The 18,291-nt window shown below is 74.9% G+C and carries 17 protein-coding genes; 9 read left to right on the top strand and 8 right to left on the bottom strand.

Going from position 1 to position 18,291, the window contains the following annotated elements; all coding sequences use genetic code 11:
* Positions 1 to 231: 231 nt before the first annotated feature.
* Genes ACZ60J_RS31220 through ACZ60J_RS31210 form a run of 3 tightly spaced genes read left to right on the top strand, consistent with a single transcriptional unit; the run spans position 232 to position 2,521 of the window.
* Positions 232 to 855 (top strand): metal ABC transporter ATP-binding protein, encoded by a 624-nt coding sequence (locus ACZ60J_RS31220; RefSeq protein ID WP_469686997.1) that lies wholly within the window; start codon positions 232 to 234, stop codon positions 853 to 855.
* A complete protein-coding gene (locus ACZ60J_RS31215; RefSeq protein ID WP_469686995.1) occupies positions 852 to 1,727 on the top strand; it encodes a metal ABC transporter permease in 876 nt (291 codons plus the stop codon). Before ACZ60J_RS31220 ends, ACZ60J_RS31215 begins: the two co-directional genes overlap by 4 nt.
* The gene (locus ACZ60J_RS31210) at positions 1,682 to 2,521 is read left to right on the top strand and encodes a metal ABC transporter solute-binding protein, Zn/Mn family (RefSeq protein ID WP_469686993.1); all 840 of its coding nucleotides are present in this window, start codon (positions 1,682 to 1,684) and stop codon (positions 2,519 to 2,521) included. Before ACZ60J_RS31215 ends, ACZ60J_RS31210 begins: the two co-directional genes overlap by 46 nt.
* A gap of 89 nt (positions 2,522 to 2,610) precedes the next feature.
* Here ACZ60J_RS31210 and ACZ60J_RS31205 read toward each other — a convergent pair whose 3' ends face one another.
* Both ACZ60J_RS31205 and ACZ60J_RS31200 read right to left on the bottom strand, forming a co-directional pair.
* Positions 2,611 to 4,338, bottom strand: coding sequence for a class I adenylate-forming enzyme family protein (locus ACZ60J_RS31205; RefSeq protein WP_469686991.1), 1,728 nt, complete (start codon positions 4,336 to 4,338; stop codon positions 2,611 to 2,613).
* Positions 4,335 to 6,176 carry a CoA transferase gene (locus tag ACZ60J_RS31200; protein WP_469686989.1) on the bottom strand — a complete coding sequence of 614 codons (1,842 nt, stop codon included), beginning with the start codon at positions 6,174 to 6,176 and terminating at the stop codon, positions 4,335 to 4,337. The genes ACZ60J_RS31205 and ACZ60J_RS31200 overlap by 4 nt, the downstream gene beginning before the upstream one ends.
* A gap of 242 nt (positions 6,177 to 6,418) precedes the next feature.
* Here ACZ60J_RS31200 and ACZ60J_RS31195 point away from each other — a divergent pair, with 242 nt between their 5' ends.
* Positions 6,419 to 7,588 (top strand): acyl-CoA dehydrogenase family protein, encoded by a 1,170-nt coding sequence (locus tag ACZ60J_RS31195; RefSeq protein WP_469686987.1) that lies wholly within the window; start codon positions 6,419 to 6,421, stop codon positions 7,586 to 7,588.
* 78 nt (positions 7,589 to 7,666) lie between these two features.
* Here the strand turns inward: ACZ60J_RS31195 and ACZ60J_RS31190 are convergent, their stop codons facing one another.
* Both ACZ60J_RS31190 and ACZ60J_RS31185 read right to left on the bottom strand, forming a co-directional pair.
* Positions 7,667 to 8,755, bottom strand: a complete 1,089-nt coding sequence (locus ACZ60J_RS31190; RefSeq protein ID WP_469686985.1) for a sugar ABC transporter permease — start codon at positions 8,753 to 8,755, stop codon at positions 7,667 to 7,669.
* Positions 8,752 to 9,867, bottom strand: a complete 1,116-nt coding sequence (locus ACZ60J_RS31185) for an MFS transporter (protein ID WP_469687278.1) — start codon at positions 9,865 to 9,867, stop codon at positions 8,752 to 8,754. The genes ACZ60J_RS31190 and ACZ60J_RS31185 overlap by 4 nt, the downstream gene beginning before the upstream one ends.
* A 310-nt stretch (positions 9,868 to 10,177) precedes the next feature.
* On the opposite strand from ACZ60J_RS31185, the gene ACZ60J_RS31180 reads away from it, so the two are divergent.
* A complete protein-coding gene (locus tag ACZ60J_RS31180; RefSeq protein WP_469686983.1) occupies positions 10,178 to 11,026 on the top strand; it encodes a hypothetical protein in 849 nt (282 codons plus the stop codon).
* 273 nt (positions 11,027 to 11,299) lie between these two features.
* Positions 11,300 to 11,950, top strand: coding sequence for a sigma-70 family RNA polymerase sigma factor (locus ACZ60J_RS31175; RefSeq protein WP_469686981.1), 651 nt, complete (start codon positions 11,300 to 11,302; stop codon positions 11,948 to 11,950).
* Between the two features lie 62 nt (positions 11,951 to 12,012).
* On the opposite strand, the gene ACZ60J_RS31170 is transcribed toward ACZ60J_RS31175, so the two are convergent.
* Positions 12,013 to 12,402: an SHOCT domain-containing protein gene (locus ACZ60J_RS31170; protein ID WP_469686979.1), complete on the bottom strand. Its 390-nt coding sequence runs from the start codon at positions 12,400 to 12,402 to the stop codon at positions 12,013 to 12,015.
* 102 nt (positions 12,403 to 12,504) lie between these two features.
* Here ACZ60J_RS31170 and ACZ60J_RS31165 point away from each other — a divergent pair, with 102 nt between their 5' ends.
* Together ACZ60J_RS31165 and ACZ60J_RS31160 are read left to right on the top strand one after the other, a co-directional pair.
* Positions 12,505 to 13,608: a sulfite oxidase gene (locus ACZ60J_RS31165; protein WP_469686977.1), complete on the top strand. Its 1,104-nt coding sequence runs from the start codon at positions 12,505 to 12,507 to the stop codon at positions 13,606 to 13,608.
* 145 nt (positions 13,609 to 13,753) lie between these two features.
* Positions 13,754 to 14,200, top strand: coding sequence for a DoxX family membrane protein (locus ACZ60J_RS31160; RefSeq protein ID WP_469686975.1), 447 nt, complete (start codon positions 13,754 to 13,756; stop codon positions 14,198 to 14,200).
* Here the strand turns inward: ACZ60J_RS31160 and ACZ60J_RS31155 are convergent.
* Genes ACZ60J_RS31155 through ACZ60J_RS31145 form a run of 3 tightly spaced genes read right to left on the bottom strand, consistent with a single transcriptional unit; the run spans position 14,197 to position 16,313 of the window.
* A complete protein-coding gene (locus ACZ60J_RS31155) occupies positions 14,197 to 14,796 on the bottom strand; it encodes an HD domain-containing protein (RefSeq protein WP_469686973.1) in 600 nt (199 codons plus the stop codon). The two genes, ACZ60J_RS31160 and ACZ60J_RS31155, sit on opposite strands and share 4 nt — an antisense overlap.
* A 6-nt stretch (positions 14,797 to 14,802) precedes the next feature.
* Positions 14,803 to 16,119: a cytosine deaminase gene (gene codA / locus ACZ60J_RS31150; protein WP_469686971.1), complete on the bottom strand. Its 1,317-nt coding sequence runs from the start codon at positions 16,117 to 16,119 to the stop codon at positions 14,803 to 14,805.
* Between the two features lie 26 nt (positions 16,120 to 16,145).
* Entirely contained in the window at positions 16,146 to 16,313 is a 168-nt protein-coding gene (locus ACZ60J_RS31145) for a hypothetical protein (RefSeq protein WP_250744890.1), read from the bottom strand.
* A gap of 131 nt (positions 16,314 to 16,444) precedes the next feature.
* Here ACZ60J_RS31145 and ACZ60J_RS31140 point away from each other — a divergent pair, with 131 nt between their 5' ends.
* Positions 16,445 to 18,262: a S9 family peptidase gene (locus ACZ60J_RS31140; RefSeq protein ID WP_469686969.1), complete on the top strand. Its 1,818-nt coding sequence runs from the start codon at positions 16,445 to 16,447 to the stop codon at positions 18,260 to 18,262.
* Positions 18,263 to 18,291: the final 29 nt, after the last annotated feature.

Raw genomic sequence — 18,291 nt, 5'->3', positions numbered from 1 at the left:
GGCGCGATCCTCGCCCGGGGCGGTTGCGGGCGCTTGTAGAAAGCGGAACGCCCGTGCGGAATGGCCGGTCCCGCCCCGCTGGACGGCGTGAACCCGGCACCGCAGTAGCGCCGTTGCGCACCCACGCCGCCGGCCCGCCGCCGGCAGATCGGGGATCGGCGGAACTGGCGGGGGGTTCCGGCCGACCAACTCCACGCGGAGGGACGGCCGGTGACAGCGGAGGGACGTGGGATGGGCGGGCTGGACGTGCGGATGGAGGGGGTGGGCTGCCGGCACGGGCGGGTCGAGGCCGTGGCCGGCGTCGACCTGGAGATCGCCGCCGGCGAGCGGGTCGCGCTGACCGGCACCAACGGATCGGGCAAGACCACCCTGCTGCGCGCCGTACTCGGTCTGCACCCGCAGTTCAGCGGGAAGATCCTGGTCGGCGGCCGTTCGGGCGATCCGGCCTGGCGGCGGCGGGCCTGCGCGTGGATCCCGCAGAAGCCCGCCGCCGGACGCTTCCCGCTCCTGGGCGGCGAGCTCCTCGCCAGCAGCGGGGACTCCCGCGCGGCCGCCGAGGCCGCCGACCGGCTGGGGGTGGGGCCGTTGACCGGAAGGCCGCTGCACACCCTGTCCGGCGGGCAGTTGCAGCGGATGTACCTGGCCCGGGCGATCGGCTGCGTGGCCGCGGGGGCCGGCGTACTGCTCGCCGACGAGCCGACCGCCGCCCTGGACTTCGCCGGGCAGGACGAGGCAGCCGACGTGCTGGCGGCCCTGCCGGTGACGCTGGTCGTCGTCACGCACGACCGGGCCCTCGCGGAACGCTGCGACCGGGTCCTGGAGATGGCCGCCGGACGGCTGAGGGAGGTCGCGTGAGCACCGCCCTCGCCGCCGCCGACCTCGGCACGCTGCTGCAACTGGCCCCCGTACAGCGGGCCGGCTTCGCCCTGCTGCTGGCCGCCGTCGGGCTGCCCGTGATCGGTGTGGTCATCGTCGGGCTGGACATCATGCCGGTGCGCTTCGCGATGATGCACGTCGCACTGCTGGGCATCGCCGTCGGGCTGCTCACCGGGCTGGATCCCATGCTGTGCGCGCTGGTGGCGTGCGCGCTGGCCGGAGCCGGAGTCGCGCCGCTGGCCCGGACCCCGGACGGGCTGTCCGGGGCGATGGGGCTGCTGATGAGCCTGGCGATCGCCGCCGCGCTGCTGCTCCTCGCGGTGTCGGGGGTGAACGCCTCGGGCGCCTTCGCGTTGCTGTGGGGCTCGATCCTGTCCGTCGGCGGCGCCGATCTCGTGGTGCTCGGCGTGCTGGCCGTGTTCGTGCCCGGCCTGTTCTGGTGGCGGCGGCGCGAGGTGGCGCTGCTGCTGTACGACCGTGAGCTCGCGCAGTGTTCCGGCGTGCCGGTGCGGGCGCTGACCACGGTCCTGCTGGTGCTCGTCGCGGTCGCGGTCGCCGGGGCCATCAAGCTCACCGGCGCCCTGCTGGTCGACGCGCTGACCCTGCTGCCCGCCCTGGCCGCGCGCCGGCTGGGCTCCTCGCTGAAATCGATCACCGGGTGGGCGGTGGGCATCGGCGTCTTCGTGAACCTGACCGGTTTCCTCATCGCCCTTCGGCTGGACTGGCCCCCCGGCCCCGTCCTCGTCCTGACCGCGGGGGCGCTCGTCCTCGCGGTGCACCTCGTACCCGAACGGAGAATCAGCTCATGGCGCCGCGAACCCGCGTCCGCAGCACTTCCCTCCTCGCACTGAGCACGGCGCTGGGCCTGTCACTGGTCCTGGTGACCGGCTGCGGCGACAGCGACGGCAGCACCGACGACGGCGCGCGCGGCGGAACCGTCAAGGAAGGCCCTCCCGTCGTCGTCGTGACGACCACCTGGGAGGGCGCCTTCGCCAAGGCCGCGGGCGCGCAGGACGTCAAGGTGATCGTGCCGCAGTCCGTGCACCACGCTCCGGACTACGATCCCAAGCCCTCCGACCTCGCCGCGGTCGCCGGGGCCGACTTCGTGCTCTACGCGCCGTTCGAGCCGTACGCCGCGAAGATCAAGGAGGCCGCCGGGTCGAAGGCGAAGCTGGTGGAGGTGAACCTCGACAACGACGCCGACAAGGTCAAGGCCGAAGTCGCCCGGCTGGGCGCACTGTTCGGCACGTCGGGCGCCGCCGCGAAGTGGGCCTCGGACTTCGACGCCGAGTACGGGCGGGTCGCGAAGGACGTGCAGGCCGCCTGGCCCGGAGGCAAGAGCCCGGCGGTCGTGAGCCAGGTGTTCACCGCATGGTCCGCGAAGCTGGCGGGCGCCGCCACGGTGGGTACCTACGGCCCCGAGGCGGTGACCCCGGCGCAGCTGGCCGAGCTGTCGGCGAAGAAGCCGGCGCTGGTCCTGGACAACGCGCACATGTCGACCGGCACCGTCCTGCCGGACTCCGGGGCGCACCAGGTGGAGATCGTCAACTACCCCGGGAACGACCTGGACCTGCTGCCCGTCTACCGCAACGCGGGGGCCGAGCTGAAGAAGGCCATGGCCAAGGCGGGCGGCTCCGCCGGGTAGCGCGGAGCGGGGCGCCGGCGCCGGTGCGCCGGGAGGGCGGGGCGGTCCCACCGGGGCCGCCCCGCCCTCGTCCACGCGCCCGCCCTCGTCTACGCGCCCACCCCGGCCGCCGCGGCGGCAGGGGCCGGCTCGGGGCGGGGCCCGGTGGCCTCCGGGCCGGGGGCGCCGTTCGCGAGGCGGGCGCGCAGGGCCGCCCGGTCGGGCTTGCCGGCCGGGGTGAGCGGGAGCTCCGCCAGCAGCAGCAGGCGCTCGGGGTGCTTGCGGCGGTCGAGGCCGCGCAGGGCGAGGTGTCCGGCCAGGGAGTCGAGGGTGGGGGGCTGTGCGCCGCGGGGGACGACGCAGGCGGCGAGGCGTTCGCCCATCACCTCGTCCGGGACTCCGACGCAGACGACGTCGCGGACCAGGGGGTGGGAGGAGAGCTCCCGTTCCACCTCGGCGGGGCTGATGTTGGCGCCGCCGCGGATGACGATGTCCTTGAGGCGTCCGACGACGTGGAGGACCCCGTCCTCGTCGATGAAGCCGAGGTCGCCGGTACGGACCCAGCCCTCGGGCGTGCGGTACCGGGCGTCCAGGTCCGGGGAGGCGACGTAGCACATGGGGGTCATGGGGCCGCAGGCGATGATCTCCCCGATCGCGCCGTCGGGGAGCCGTTCGTGGGTCTCGGTGTCGGTGATCCGGATCTCGGCGACCCGGGGGTCGGGGCGGCCGGCGGCGATGCCCGTGCCCTCGGACTCGGGCGCCGACGCACCCAGTCCGGTGTGGCAGTTGACCCCGTCGGCCGAGCCGTAGAGGTTGACGACCGGGCAGCCGAAGGCGCGGCTCGCACTCTCGGCCGTGGTCTCGTCGAGGGGGGCGCCGCCGAGGATCAGGGCGGTGGGTGCGGGCAGCGGCGGGGCGTCGCCCGCGGCTGCCTCGGCTTCCAGGCGGTCGAGCATCATGCGGATCATCGTGGGCACTCCGAGGACGTGCGTGGGCCGGTGCTCGCGGACCGCCGCGAGGGCCGTCTCGGGCGTGAAGTGGTCGAGGACGATCAGGGTTCCGCCGTGCCGGGCGAGGGTGACCGCGGTGCCGCTGGAGCCGAAGGCGGACGCGAGCGGTACGAGGAACAGGCAGCGCGGCGGGGTCCCGTCGGGCATCAGGGAGGCGAGGAAGTTGCCGCGGCCGCCGGCGAGGGCGTTGTGGGAGTAGGCGATCATCTTCGGCTCCGCTTCGGAGCCGGAGGACACCAGGATGCGGGCGGCTCTGTCGGGGTCGGGACGGGCGGGGACGAAGGCGGCCGGGTCGGAGCGCATCAGCGCCGCGAGCCGAATCGTTCCCTCGGGCTCCGTGCCCGCCGGTCCGCCGGCTGCGATGACATGGCGCAGCGCGGGCAGTTCGGCGGCCAGGTCCCGCAGGTCGGCGGCGTGCCGGTGGCCCCGGTGCTCCACGGCGGCGATCACCGCGACGGCCTCGGCGCGGCGGAGCAGGCCGCGGGCCTCCTGGCCGCCCCGGCCCACGGGGAAGGGCAGGGCCACCGCTCCGAGGGCGGCCAGCGCCAGGTCGGCGATGACCGCGTTGCGGCCGTTGGGGAGCTGGACGCCGACCACGTCGCCGGGCCGTACGCCGAGCTCCGCGAGGCCGGTGGCCAGACATCGCACCTTGCGGTCGAGCGCGGTGTAGCAGAGCGTGCCCTTGGAGTCGACGACCGCGGTGCGGTGCAGGTCGGAGATCTGGCGGGCCCGGAAGAGGCTGTAGAGGTCGAGGTCGGGGCAGGTTCCGTCGACCGCCCACGAGCGGCGCAGGCCCACGGGCAGCAGATCGTGCAGTGCGACGGTCATACGAAGCTCCAGGGGTCGGGAACGGCAGGGGCACCGTGCGCATCCCGGCTGATCGAGCCGGCGAAGCGCGGGTCGTGGTGCAGGTCGGCGAGGTCGGTGGTGACGGCGGTCGCGGTGAGCCCGCGCCTCCGCAGGGCCCGGAGGGCGGCCCCGGTGGACAGGTCCGCGAGTGTGGGGGCGAGGTCCGCCGCCGCCCGGGCGTCAGCGTCGGCCGGGGCGATCCAGCCGTCGGCGGTGCGCAGGGGCGTACGGAATCCCGCGGGTCGGCGGCTGCGCTCCCCGCGCCGGGCGCGGTGCAGGGCCGGGGCGGTGAGCAGGTCGGCGGCGCCGAGCAGCGAGGAGTCCACCCGGACCCCGCGTCCGGTGCGCTCGCGCAGCAGCAGGCCGGCGAGGACGGCCTCGGCGCCGAGCAGCCCGCCCAGGACGTCGAGCAGGGTCATCAGGGAGGGCGCGGGGACTTCGCCCTCGGGCCGGGCGGCCTCGCCGACGCCGGTGCGGGCCTGGACCATGAAGTCGGTGCCCATCGGCGGGTCGGCGATCCGGCCCGTGCCCCAGCCGCCGGTGTACGCGTACACGAGCGCCGGGTTCGCCCGCGCGAGGTCGGCGGAGTCCAGGCCCAGCTCGGCGGCCTTCCCAGGGGCCCAGTTGTGCAGGAACACGTCGGCGCCGGAGACCAGTTCGGCCAGCCGCAGCCGGTCGCCGGGGGACTTGATGTCGATCTCCACGGCACGCTTGCCCCGGTTGAGGGCCAGCCAGCGTGCGGAGATCCCCGAGCAGGCGGGCGGCATGCCGCGCAGCGGGTCGCCGCCCGGCGGCTCGATCCGGACGACCTCGGCGCCGAGCAGCCCGAGCAGGTGGGCCGCGAGCGGCGCCTGCACGCGACGGCCCGCCTCCAGGACGGTCATCCCGGCGAGCGGGCCGGGCCCGGGGGGCGCCCCCTGCGGGCGGACACGGCCGCCGGGGCCGTACGGGGCCAGGGCCCAGGGGGCGGCTCCGTCGTCCTCGGCGGCGCGTTCCGCCAGGCTCCGCAGCCGGCAGACTTCGGCACCCGACACGGCCGCCGCCTCGCGGATCCGCTGCCAGCCGTGCGTCCGGGCGGTGGCGTGCAGGGCTGCGGGGAAGGGTGCGCAGGCGGTGGCGTACCGGAACTGGAAGGGCCGCCAGCCGGCCCGTACCGCGTCGGCGGGGGCGTCCAGGGCCCGCCAGAACCCGGCCCAGGCGCCCGGATCCAGGGTCTCCAGCTCGAAGAGCGTGCCGTCGGCCGCGGTGAAGGGCGGCCCGCCCGGCGCCAGTTCGGCGGCTTCGCCCTCGTCGGCGCCGCTCGCGGCGAGGTACTGGGACACCACCAGCAGCCCGGCCCGGTCCACGTACGTGTGCGGCTGCGCGGCGGCGCCGTGGCACCCCCTGGCCCGGGCCAGCAGGGCGGCGAGCAGCCCCTGCGTGGTGAGGACGGCCGTCGCGGCGGTGGCGTAGTCGACGGCGAGCCCCCGCGGCAGGCCGTCCCGGCGGCCGTGCACGGCCATGACCCCGGTCGCGGCCTGCGCGGTCGCCTCGTCGGTGACGCCCCCGCGGGCCGCCTCCGGCGAGGCCCAGGCGACGGTGGCGCGGGCGGGCAGACCCGGACCGCAGTCCGCGAGGGTGACGCGGGCCGCCTCGGGGTCGCCCGGGTCGCGCCCCTCGGAGTCGCCCGGGGCGCTCCCGGGGGCCGGCTCCGCGGCGACCGCTCCCAGCAGCCGCAGGTGCTCGGCCACCGGGCCGGCGAGCGCGGGCGGTCCCGAGGCGGTGAAGTGCAGCCCGTCGAGCGGCCGAGCGGTCTGGGTGACGGTGGGTGACGCCATGCCTCTCCTCTTCTCCCGGCCCGGCGATCGGCCGGCGCCGCAGGTGACCCGTGGATCCCGGAGATCCCGTAGATCCGTAGATCCGTAGATCCGTAGATCCGTAGATCCCGTACGCGGGAACCAAGGGGCGGGCCCGCCCGACCAGTTCCACGGGAAGGCAGTCGGACTGCCGTTCCCACGGGTTCCCGGTGTGCCGGAGGAAAGTGAGGGAGAGCCGAGTGGCGGACGAAGAGGGGGCTGCGATGCGCGCACCACACGAACCTGCATGCGGTGAAGAGGAGTTGGGACAACGCGTCGCAGACTTCGTCCGCACGCACGTCATGCCCCAGGAGCCCGTCCTCGACGCGGGCGGACCCGCCGCGGCCGCGGCCCTGCGGAAGCTCCAGGCCGGGGCCAGGGAGGCGGGCCTCTGGGCCCTCCCGCTCCCCGGTGAACTGGGCGGCCAGGGACTCGGTCTGGCGCGCTACGCCCGCCTCGCGGAAGCCGAAGGGGCCAGCGACCACGGACCGGCGGCGCTGGGATCGGCGCCGCTGCTGGACGCGACGATGCTGTGGCGGCACGGCACCGAGCGGGTGCGCACCCTGTACCCGCACCGGCTGACGTCCGGCGAACTGCGCGCCTGCTACGCCATGACCGAACCGGAGACCCCGGGCACCGACCCGCACCTCACCGCCACGCGCGCGGTCGAGGCAACGGACGGCGGCTGGACCGTCAGCGGCCGCAAGTGGTTCACCTCGCACGCCGCCGAAGCCGATCTGGTCACCGTCCTGGCCCGCACCGACGGGCAGCCGGGGGACCGGACGGGCCTGTCCCTGCTCGTCGTTCCCACCACGGCGCCGGGCTTCCGGGTGGTACGCGAGCTACCGGTGCTGGGCGGATCCGGCCAGTGGGAGATCGAGTTCGACCGGGTGCACGTGGCCGCCGACCACCTCCTCGGCGAACGCGGCCGGGCCCTGTCCATCGCCGCGGAGCGGCTCCAGCTGGGCCGCACCCTGCGCTGCCTGCGCTGGCTCGGGCAGGCGCAGCGCGCCTTCGACCTCATGTGCGAGCGCGTGAACTCCCGCACCGGGTCGCGCGGTCCGCTCGGCAGCCACCAGCTGGTGCAGAGCCACGTCTTCGAGTCGCTCCTGGCGCTGCGCACCACCCGGCCGCTCGTCCACGAGGCGGTGGCCGCGATCAGCGCCGGACGGGACGCGCACGTGGAGGTGGGCCTGGCCAAGGTGGCCGCCGCCCGCATGCTCCAGCAGGTCACGGACGCGGCCGTCCAGATCCACGGCGCGGCCGGCCTGGGCCCCGACACCCCCCTCCCCGCCCTCTACCGCACGGGCCGCACGGCCCGGATCCTGGACGGCCCGGACGAACTGCACATCACGGGGGTGGCCCGGAGGGTGCTCGGCGGATACGGGAGGTAGGCGCATCACATGAACGGCGCCGCCACCGCGGCCCCGGGGGTCGTACGCGGAGCGAGCACGGATCCGTCTCCGTTCCCGTCAGACGTCGCGCAGGTCGGCCAGGACTGGCAGGCCCGCCAGGCCTGCCAGGCCCAGCGCCAAGAAGAAGTCTCCCCAGACCAGTTGGTGGCGGACGGCGATTCCCTTGGCCCCGTCGTAGCAGCCGTTCAGGAGTCGGCCCCGGACGGCATGGCGGTCGACCAGGTGGCTCAGGATCTCCTCCGCGCGGCGCGCGTACGCCTCGGCCCGGGGCCCGGGGAGCAGTGACAGTTTCAGCAGCGCGACGGCCGTGACGGCGGCGGCCGAGGTGTCCACGGGCCCGTCCGGCCGGGCCGCGTCCGCAGCCGGTACGAGGGGCGCGCCCGGCCCCGTCCACGCGTCGGCGAGCCGCTCCGCCAACCCCCGCGGATCCCCCGGCACGCACGCGGCGACGGCGGGCCGGTGCAGTACGTCGGCCAGCGCGAGCAGCAGCCAGGCCGGCCCCCGGCTCCAGCCCGGACCCGGCTCCGCGCACGCCCGCCAGCCCGTCTCCGCCTCGTGGGACCAGGCCGGTACGAGGTCACGGGCGCGGCGGAGCTGCGTCCCGGAGCCGGGGAGGCACAGGGACAGGTGGCTCTGCAGATGCGCGGCTGCGGCAGCCGGGCGCACCTCGCCGAGCAGCTGCACCGTGCCCGGCAGCCCGTCCACCCGGGCCAGCAGCCGGGGCCCGCCGAAGGCCGATCCCCAGGGCAGGAGCCCCAGTTCCTCGTCCAGCGCGGCCGCGCAGGCCGCGGCGGCCCGCCCGCGGAGCTCCTGCGCGCCGGCGTCCTCGACGGCCAGGGCGGTCCCGTACCAGAGGATCAGCCCGCGCGTGGCGGTGTCGGCGTCCACCCAGCCGGCCAGCCGCCCGGTGCACGCGGAGGCGGCGGCCCGGTCGGCTCCGGCGCCCGTGTGCCGGGCCCGCAGCCAGAGCAGCCCCGCCCAGAAACCGCCGGCCCAGGAGCCCCGGCCGGTCGTCGTCCACTCCCCCGTGTCCGGGTCCGCGTACAGCGGGAACCGGCCCTCGCCGACCGCGGCAGCCGTACGGGCCACCCCGTCGAGGACCTCCGCCAACGCCCGCCCGGCCCACCCGGCCCCCGGAACCGTCACCGCCCCCGCCTCCGTTCCCGGACCGCCCACGTCACCCCGACCGCGCACGCCGCCCCGAACTCGGCCGCCACCAGCAGCCAGCCCGTCCCGTACCGGCCGGCGTTCGCGAGGGAGCCGAAGAGGAGGGGGCCGACGGCGAAGCCGGCGAAGAACCCGGCGGCCACGAGGGCGGAATCCTGACCGGCCCGGCCGGCGGCGCCGCGCTGCATGACCAGGACCATCGAGACGGCGTTGGCCGCCACCGCGAACACCCCGACGGCCACCGCAGCCACCCACACCAGCGGACCCGCGCCCGGCGCCGCGACCAGCAGGACGGCTGCCCCCACCGCGCCCGCGGCGAGGCCTCCCGGCAGCCACTCGGCCCGTCCCGGCCGGGCCGCCCTGGACCAGCCGAGCCGCCCCGCGATGCCCGCGACGCCGAGCACCGCGACCAGGGCGCCGGCCGCCGTGGGCCCCATGCCGAGCCGCTGCGCACCGAAGAGGGCCACGTACGTGTTGACCGAGGCGATCCCGCAGCCCAGGAACAGGGAGAACACCGCCAGCCAGGCGATGGCGCCGCGCGGGACGAGCGAGGCGCGCGGCCCGGCCGGGGCCGCCTGCGGGTCCGCGGGCAGGGCACGCAACGCCCACACCGCCGCCAGTGCGGCCGTGGCGGCGGCCGTCCACACCGCCCCGCGCCAGCCGACCCCGCCGGCCAGTGCCGTGAGCGGCAGCCCGGCGGCGAAGGCTCCGAGCTGGACGCCCGACTGCTTCATGCCGGTCACCGGCCCGCGGCGGGCGGGGGGCACCGCGGCGAGGATCGCCTTGTTGGTGGCGGGATTGGCCAGGGCCTGGGGCAGCCCGCCCAGGCCGACGGCGGCGAGCAGGAATCCGGGGCCGGGCGCGGCCCCGATCAGCGCGAGCGCCGCCGCGGACACCGACAGCAGGAGTACGAGGGACCGGCGCGGCCCGATCCGGTCCACGAGCCTGCCGCCGAGCGGGGACAGCACGGCCGCCGTTCCGAAGCCGACGGTGGTGGTCCAGCCGAGCACGGCGGGCGAGACCCCCAACTCCCCGACCAGGCGCGGCCCGAGCGCGCCGAGCAGGAAGAGCTGGAGCATCGAGAAGGCCATGGCGCCGGTGAGCAGGGCGGTGAGCCCGCCCGTCGGCGCCTCGGCCACTCCCGACGCTCCGGGCGCCTTCGCCGCCCCGGTCGTCGCCCCAGCCCTCTCCACCACCGCTCACCCACTCCGTGCTCACCGCGCGCCCCCGGGCCGTAGCGCTCGGCCCGCTGTCCGGGACAGCAGTCGGACCGGTGAACACCCGGGTTCCCAGGGCCTGTTGTGGCGTGCACCACACCGCCACAGGACGCGGTTTCCGGCCGATGGGAAAACCTGATGCCCTCTGTCCTCCCCGCCTGGCCGGTGCAACGATGGCCCCGCCATGACACCCGGTCGATGTTGCCGAGCCGTACGGGCCGCGATGTTCGCGGCCACCTGCGTGCTGCTCTCGGCCCTCGGCCACATCCTCATGTCGGGCAGCTCCGTCCCCTGGTGGGGGATGGCCGCGGCGTTCGCCGGAACTTCGGCGACGGGCTGGATCCTCGCCGGGCGGGAGCGCGGCCTCGCGGCCGTCGTCGCCGCGACCGTCGGCACCCAGGCGGCCTTGCACGGCGGGTTCTCGCTCGCCCAGGCCGCGGCGGCCCGACCCCGGGAACCCGGCGCCACGGCCTGGGCCTCGCTGGCCTCGCTGGGCCGCCGCTGGACCCGGTACCTGCTCTGCGACACCCCCTCCGCCCTCCTCCCGCGGCCGACTCCGGCGCCGGGCGCCGGGCGCACCCTGCGGGACGACGTGCACGCCATCGCCGCGACGGCCGCGACGGCCGGAGCACACGGCACGCACGGCACACACGGCACGTACGAGACCCACGGCATGCACGGCATGCACGGCATGGCCGATGCCTCCGCGTCGCTCGCGGCGGCGGCCCTGCCGGCGCCGAGCGCGCACGCCATGGGCTCCATGTCACCGACGGGCATGCTCGCGGGCCACCTCCTGGCCGCCCTGATCTGCGGCCTCTGGCTCGCACACGGCGAACGCGGCGCCTTCCGGGTCCTGCGCGCCGTCGCCGCCCGGGTCCTCGTACCGCTGCGCCTGATCTTCCGGCTCCCCGCGCCCGCGCACCGGCCGCGCGTCCGCCGCGCCCGGAACCACCGGGTCCGTACGCCCCGCAGGCTGCTGCTCGCCGACGCCCTCACCTCACGGGGTCCACCTCACGGGATCGCTGTCGTCTGACAGCCGGCTCCCCGACGCGCCACGGACGGACCCGTCCGTACCCGTACCGCGCCTCGGGCATCGGTCATGCCGTCCGGCAGGCCGTACCACCCGTTCCCGGCCGCACGATGCCGCGCTCCAGGGTCTCCGGGCGCACTCGGGTCACAGCTGTCACTGCCGACACCCCGGGCGCTCCCTTCACTCCTGGCACCGAAGGCACCGCCCTGCCCGCGCTCCCGCGACCCACGCGCCGCGGCATCGGATCCGGCCGGATTCCCCGAAGGACACCAGTCGATGACCACCGCCCTGCTCACGCGCCCGGCCACCGCCCCCGCCACACTCCCCACCCTCTCCGCCCCCGCCCGCGCCCGCCGCGCCGGCGGCCCCGACGAGGCCGTTACCCTCCTCGCGCTGGCCGCCCGCGACGGCGATCCCGCCGCGGTGGACCAGTTCGTACGCGCCCTGCACCGCGACGTGCGCCGCTACGTCGCCTACCTCAGCGCGGACCCGCAGTCCGCCGAGGACCTGACCCAGGAGACCTTCCTGCGCGCCCTCGGCAGCCTCCACCGCTTCGAGGGCCGTTCCTCCGCCCGCACCTGGCTGCTCTCCATCGCGCGGCGCACCGTGGTGGACAGCCTGCGCCACAAGGCGGCCCGCCCCAAGATCGCCGACAGAGACGACTGGCAGACCGCGGCCGAGCAGAGCCAGCCCCGCGACGTGCCCGGCTTCGAGGACGGCGTGGCGCTCGCGGAGCTCCTGGCGGCGATCCCCGCCGAGCGCCGCGAGGTCTTCGTCCTCACCCAGCTCATGGGCCTGCCGTACGCGGAGGCGGCGCTCATGCTCGGCTGCCCGATAGGCACGGTCCGCTCCCGCGTGGCCCGGGCCCGCTCGTCCCTGATCGACCTGCTGGAGGACACGGACGCCACGGGCGCCACCGCGGCCTGATCCGGAGCGCGCCTAAGGGGGACCCGGCCGGGTCCCCCTTAGGCAGGTACGGCTGCCTGCCCTCAGGTCAGGAGCTTCTGCTTGGCCTTGTCGAACTCCTCCTGGGTCAGGTGTCCCTGCTCCTTGAGGGAGGACAGCTTCGAGAGTTCCTCGGCCGGGCTGCTGTGGGAACCGGCGGCCTTCTGGACGTAGTCCTGGAAGGCCTTCTCGTTCGCCTGCGCCTGTTTCACGTCGCGTTGGCTCATGCCCTTGCCACGGACGATCACGTAGATGAGGACGCCGATGTAGGGCAGCAGGATGACCAGGATCAGCCAGCCCGCCTTGCCCCAGCCGTGCAGCTCGTGGTCCCTGAAGATGTCAGTGATCACCTTGAACAGCAGGAAGAACCACATGACCCACAGGAAGAGCCACAGCATCGTCCAGAACAGGTTGAGCAGTGGATAGTCGTCCACGCGTCACTCCGATCACATAAGGGACAGATCAATTCATACCGCCCACTTCGGTGATCCGCACGCGGAGTAGCCGGTCCGCCGCCGCCGCGGGACCATGAGCCCATGGAGGAGCGCCCCCTCACCGGGATCAGCCCCCCTGGCCGGATCGCCGCCCCCGGAGAGGGCATCGGCCAGGACGAACTGGCGCTCGCCGCACGCAACCACGGGCTCCCGCTGGAGGCCCTGCGCTACGAGGTCACCCCGGCCGGCCTGCACTACGTCCTCGTGCACTACGACATCCCGGACACAGGTGACCCCGACACCTGGCGCCTGACCCTCCGCGGCCGCCTCCGGACCCCCCTGGAGCTGAGCCTGAGCGAGCTCCGGGCCCTCCCCTCCGTGACCCGCCGGGTCACCATGGAGTGCGCCGGCAACGGGCGGGCCCGGCTGCACCCGCGGCCGGTCAGCCAGCCCTGGCTGGTGGAGGCGGTCGGGACGGCCGAGTGGACGGGGGTGCCGCTGCGCGCGGTGCTCGCGGAGGCCGGGGTGGCGCCGGACGCCGTGGAGGCGGTGTTCACGGGCGCCGACCACGGGGTGGAGCGGGGCGTCGAGCAGGAATACCGGCGCAGCCTGCCGCTGCCCGTCGGCGAGGACGCGCTGCTCGCCCACACGATGAACGGCGGCCCCCTGCCGCCGCAGCACGGGCATCCGCTCCGGCTGGTCGTACCGGGCTGGTACGGCATGGCCCACGTGAAGTGGCTGCGCGACATCGAGCTCGTCGACACCGCCTTCGGCGGCTACCAGCAGGCTACGGCCTACCGGTACAAGCAGAGCGCGGAGGATCCCGGCGAGCCCGTCACCCGGATCGCCCCGCGCGCCCTGCTGAACCCGCCCGGATTCCCCGATTTCATGTCCCGCACCCGGGTCGTCCGCCCCGGCCCCGTACGGCTCGCCGGGCGCGCCTGGTCGGGCTACGGGCCGGTGGTGCGGGTGGAGTTGAGCACCGACGGGGGCGCCGGATGGGCCGACGCCGAGGTGCAGCAGCAGGGCGGCCACCCGTACGCGTGGCAGGGCTGGCACGCCGACTGGACGGCACTCCCGGGCAGCCACACCCTCCTGGTCCGCGCCACGGACGCCTCGGGACGCACGCAGCCGCTCGAACAGCCCTGGAACCGCGGGGGCTTCGGCAACAACCAGGTCCAGGCCGTCTCCGTCGTGTGCCGCTGAACGGCACATGTCGCCGAACGCCGTGCGCCGCTGAACGGCTCGCACCGCCGAACCCTGTCGGCCAACCCCTTGCCACACCCCTCCCCTTCCCTCGAAACTGACACATCGTCAGATCTTTGTGAGGGAACGAGGAAGGGAACCGAGGATGCAGACCATCTGGCTCGGCGGGCCCGAATGGGTCGCCGTTCTGCGGATCGGGCTCGGGCTGTGGTGGCTGGAGAGCTGGCGGCACAAGGACAAGAAGGACTGGTTCGGCGGAGGCGGCATCCGCTGGGCGGCCGGCGTCGCCGAGAAGCACCGCTGGGGGTTCGTCACGCGCGGCTTCGACCTCGTCGTGAAGCCCTACCCGCGCTTCATGGCCTACCTCGTCGCCTACGCCGAACTCGCCCTGGGCCTCGGCCTCATCGTCGGGTTCCTGACCCCGATAGCCCTGCTCGCCGGGCTGCTGCTCAACCTGGTCTACCTGATCCTGATGATCCACGACTGGGGCGAGCAGGGGCAGAACCTGATGATGGCCCTGATCTCCGGGGTCGCCTTCTTCGCCATGGGCTGGCAGGTCTGGTCCCTCGACAACACCCTCGGGCTCTTCTAGCCCCGCCGGTCCAGCGGGTTCGCCGCGATGCGCTCCTTCGCGCCGCTCGCCACATAGGCCGCCGCCGCGCACTGCGGCTTGCGCGCGGCCTGGTCGCTGACCAGCGCGAAGAAGGCGTCGCCGAAGCCGAGGCGCGGGTACTCCGTGAGCAGCGCGGCCGTGAAGACGGGGTCGGCGTCGCCGACGCCGACCCCGGAGACGTCAGCGGTCGTACCGATCTGGAGCAGGTGGCTCTCCACGTCCTCGGCTGCCGTGACGTCCTCGCGCATGTGCCGCACGATGATCTCCTCGGCGCGCGCCCGCCGCGCCCGGGGCCAGCCCAGCCCCGCCGTCAGCACCCGCGCGACGTGGCCGCCGGCCTCCTCGAAGGGCAGGGTGTGGCTGTCGAAGGGCGCGGTCAGCCCGAGATCGTGCACCAGCGCGCTGACGTAGAACAGCTCGCGGTCGTACGAGAGCCCGTGCCGGTCCGCGTACTCGGCCCCGAAGGCGTACGACCGGACGGAGTGGTTCAGCAGCGCCGCGTCCGTGTACTCGGAGGCGATCTCCAGCGCGGCCCGGCCGGACGGGGTGTCAAGGGTCCATGTCACGAAGCTCATGGCAGGTCAGCGTAGGCGGGGTCGGAAGTCCACCTCCGAGGGCCCCGCCTCCCCGGGCCAGGCCAGCAGCCGGGGCGGAGCCGCCGGGGTCTCGGCGAGGACGGTGCCGCGCGAGACGACGTAGCGGGGGCGGACCTGGCGGCGGACGGCCTCGGTGGGCGATTCGGCCGGCAGCAGCACGAAGGAGGCCGGGTTGCCCTGGCGGATCCCGTACTCCGAGGGCGAGAGCCCGAGGACGCGTGCCGCGCGCTCGGTCACCATCTCGAAGGCCACCGGGATCTCGTCCGCTCCCGTGAGCTGGGCGGCGTAGATCCCGACGAGGGCGGTCTGCAGCGGGTTCCCGGTGCCGAGCGCGTTCCAGGGGTCCATCACGTCGTCGTGGCCGAAGGCCACGTTCACCCCCGCCGCCAGCATCTCCTTGACCTGGGTGAGGCCGCGGCGCTTGGGGTAGGCGTCGAAACGGCCCTGGAGGTTCAGGTTGGCGAAGGGGTTCGAGACGAGGTTGATCCCGGAGCGCGACAGCAGTCTCTGGAGTTTGAAGCTGTACGCGCCGCCGTAGGAGCCCATCGCCGTCGTGTGCGAGGCGGTCACGTGCCCGCGCAGCCCCGAGCGCAGCGCGTGGGCGGCCAAGACCTCCACGAAACGGGACTGCTCGTCGTCGATCTCGTCGCAGTGCGCGTCCACCCGCAGTCCCTGCTCCTCGGCGAGCCGGAAGGCGACGGCCAGCGAGGCCACCCCGTCCTCCCGGGTGTCCTCGAAGTGCGGGATCGCGCCGACCACGTCGGCCCCGCGCCGGACGGCCTCGCGCAGCAGCTTCTCGCCGCCGGGGAAGGAGACGATGCCCTCCTGCGGGAAGGCGACGATCTGCAGGGTCATCACGTCCCGGACCCGGTCGCGCACCTCCAGCAGCGCGTCGAGCGCGGTCAGCTCCGGGTCGGTGACGTCGCAGTGGGTGCGGACGTGCAGGACGCCCTGCGCGGCCTGCCAGCGGAGCACCTCGGTGGCCCGCGCGATCACGTCCTCGCGGGTCAGGGTCTTCTTGCGCTCGCTCCAGCAGGCGATGCCCTCCCAGAGGGTCCCGGAGACGTTGGGGCGCGGGTCTCCGGCCGTCAGGGCCGTGTCGAGGTGGATGTGCGGCTCGACGAAGGGCGCGCTGAGCAGCCCGCCGTGCGCCTCGATCAGCACCCCTGTCGCCGGAGGCTCCTTCTGGTCGTCGTACGGGAGCACGCGCGCGATCCGCCCGTCCTCCGCGACCTCGACGTCGTGCAGTCCCGACGTGTACGGGCCGTGCAGCAGCCGGGCGCCCCGGACGATCATCCGCATCGCGTCAGCCTACGCCCGGATCCGGTTCAGCCCCGCTTGGCCTGGGCCTTCTGCTGCATGCCACGGGTCTTCGCGGCGACCGACTGCACATCGCGGACGGCGGCCTTCGCGCGCGCCTCGGCCGCGGTGTTCTTCGCCATCGCACGCTCGGAGTCCTGGTGGGCGTGCTGCCCCTTATGCGCCTTCTTCGCCATGACCGCTGCTCCTCGTCCGGAACGGACAGAACGATGAAACGACAAACCCCGTACGCAGACCACCCTGCGCCCGTTCGGCCCCGTCGGCATCTCGGGGGACGGGCCGCGGCCGATCCGGTTACATGGGGTGCATGACTGACGCCAGCGCCGACACCACCGCAACCAACACCGACCAGCCCGACTGGGAGAAGCGCTTCCGGGCCCCGCGCGTGGGACTGCCCGAATGGGCCGAGGACGCGCCCGACCGCTCGCTCTTCGTCTCCAACGCCACCGGAACCTACGAGCTCTACGCCTGGAACCGCGCCACCGGCGTCCAGCGGCAGGCCACGGACCGGCCCAACGGGACCACCGACGGCACCCTCTCCCCCGACGGCGAGTGGGTCTGGTGGTTCTCCGACACCGACGGCGACGAGTTCGGCACCTGGGTCCGGCAGCCCTTCGCGGGCGGCCCCGACGAGCCGGCCACCCCCGGGCTGGAGGCCTCCTACCCCGCCGGGCTGGCCATCGGGCGGGACGGGACGGCCGTCGTGGGGCGCTCCACCGACGAGGACGGCACCACGATCCACGTGGTCCGGGCCGACGGGACCGAGCCTGCCGTCGTCTACCGGCACCGCGAGTCGGCCGGCGTCGGCGACCTGTCCCGTGACGGGACCCTGCTCGCCGTCGAGCACACCGAGCACGGCGACGCGATGCACTCGGCCCTGCGGGTGATCACCCTGGACGGCGCCACCGTCGCCGAGCTGGACGACTCCCGGGGCGGCACCGAGGAGCTGGGCCTCATGGTGCTCGGCTTCGCACCCGTCGCGGGAGACACCCGGCTGCTGGTCGGCCACCAGCGGCGCGGCCGGTGGGAGCCGATGGTGTGGGACGTGGCCGCGGGCACCGAGGAGGGGCTGGCCGTCGACCTGCCGGGCGACGTCGGCGCCGAGTGGTATCCCGACGGGTCCGCGCTGCTGATCGAGCACGGCTACGAGGCGCGCAGCGAACTCTTCCGCTACGACCTGGCCGCGCGGGAGCTCGTACGGCTGGACACGCCGCCCGGGACCGTGTCGGGTGCGACGGCGCGGCCCGACGGGTCGGTGGAGTACCAGTGGTCCTCCGCGGCCGAGCCCTCCGTCATCCGGTCGACCGCGGGCGGGGTCGTGCTCGACCCTCCCGGCTTCCGGCCGCCCGGCTCCGTACCGGTCGAGGACGTGTGGGTGGAAGGCCCCGGCGGGCGGATCCACGCCCTCGCCCAGCGGCCGGCCGGCCACGGCGACGGCCCCTTCCCCACGGTGTTCGAGATCCACGGCGGGCCCACCTGGCACGACAGCGACGCCTTCGCCGCGACCCCGGCGGCCTGGCTCGACCACGGTTTCGCGGTCGTCCGGGTCAACTACCGCGGCTCGACCGGCTACGGACGCGAGTGGACCGACGCCCTCAAGCACCGGGTCGGCCTGATCGAGCTGGAGGACGTCGAAGCCGTACGGGAATGGGCGGTGGGCTCCGGCCTCGCGGACCCGGCGCGCCTCGTGCTGTCCGGCGGCTCCTGGGGCGGCTACCTGACGCTGCTGGGCCTCGGCACGCAGCCGGAGGCCTGGGCGGTGGGGCTGGCGGCCGTGCCGGTCGCCGACTACGTGACGGCGTACCACGACGAGATGGAGGCGCTGAAGTCCCTGGACCGCACCCTCTTCGGCGGCACCCCGGAGGAGGTCCCGGAGCGCTTCGAGGCCTCCTCGCCGCTGACGTACGTGGACGCCGTGAAGGCTCCCGTGCACATCGCGGCCGGACTCAACGACCCGCGCTGCCCCATCCGGCAGATCGAGAACTACGTGGACCGGCTGGTGGCGCGCGGCGCGGAGCACGAGGTGTACCGCTACGACGCCGGACACGGCTCGCTCGTCGTGGAGGAGCGGATCAAGCAGGTCCGGATGGAGATCGACTTCGCGCTGAAGCACCTGCCGCGCTAGCCCCGGCAACGGCGGACCGGTGCGCCCCC

Source organism: Streptomyces sp. NPDC104226, assembly GCF_055584085.1.
Note: the sequence above shows the minus strand (reverse complement) of the source record. Positions and strands in the feature narration are given on the sequence as shown.

Coding starts and splice junctions, on each gene's coding strand:
- ACZ60J_RS31200 (WP_469686989.1), bottom strand. CDS start 6,176: ATGGCGTCACCCACCGTCACCCAGACCGCTCGGCCGCTCGACGGGCTG.
- ACZ60J_RS31205 (WP_469686991.1), bottom strand. CDS start 4,338: ATGACCGTCGCACTGCACGATCTGCTGCCCGTGGGCCTGCGCCGCTCG.
- ACZ60J_RS31175 (WP_469686981.1), top strand. CDS start 11,300: ATGACCACCGCCCTGCTCACGCGCCCGGCCACCGCCCCCGCCACACTC.
- ACZ60J_RS31210 (WP_469686993.1), top strand. CDS start 1,682: ATGGCGCCGCGAACCCGCGTCCGCAGCACTTCCCTCCTCGCACTGAGC.
- ACZ60J_RS31145 (WP_250744890.1), bottom strand. CDS start 16,313: ATGGCGAAGAAGGCGCATAAGGGGCAGCACGCCCACCAGGACTCCGAG.
- ACZ60J_RS31185 (WP_469687278.1), bottom strand. CDS start 9,867: ATGGCCTTCTCGATGCTCCAGCTCTTCCTGCTCGGCGCGCTCGGGCCG.
- codA (WP_469686971.1), bottom strand. CDS start 16,119: ATGCGGATGATCGTCCGGGGCGCCCGGCTGCTGCACGGCCCGTACACG.
- ACZ60J_RS31195 (WP_469686987.1), top strand. CDS start 6,419: ATGCGCGCACCACACGAACCTGCATGCGGTGAAGAGGAGTTGGGACAA.
- ACZ60J_RS31165 (WP_469686977.1), top strand. CDS start 12,505: ATGGAGGAGCGCCCCCTCACCGGGATCAGCCCCCCTGGCCGGATCGCC.
- ACZ60J_RS31180 (WP_469686983.1), top strand. CDS start 10,178: ATGACACCCGGTCGATGTTGCCGAGCCGTACGGGCCGCGATGTTCGCG.
- ACZ60J_RS31155 (WP_469686973.1), bottom strand. CDS start 14,796: ATGAGCTTCGTGACATGGACCCTTGACACCCCGTCCGGCCGGGCCGCG.
- ACZ60J_RS31220 (WP_469686997.1), top strand. CDS start 232: ATGGGCGGGCTGGACGTGCGGATGGAGGGGGTGGGCTGCCGGCACGGG.
- ACZ60J_RS31140 (WP_469686969.1), top strand. CDS start 16,445: ATGACTGACGCCAGCGCCGACACCACCGCAACCAACACCGACCAGCCC.
- ACZ60J_RS31160 (WP_469686975.1), top strand. CDS start 13,754: ATGCAGACCATCTGGCTCGGCGGGCCCGAATGGGTCGCCGTTCTGCGG.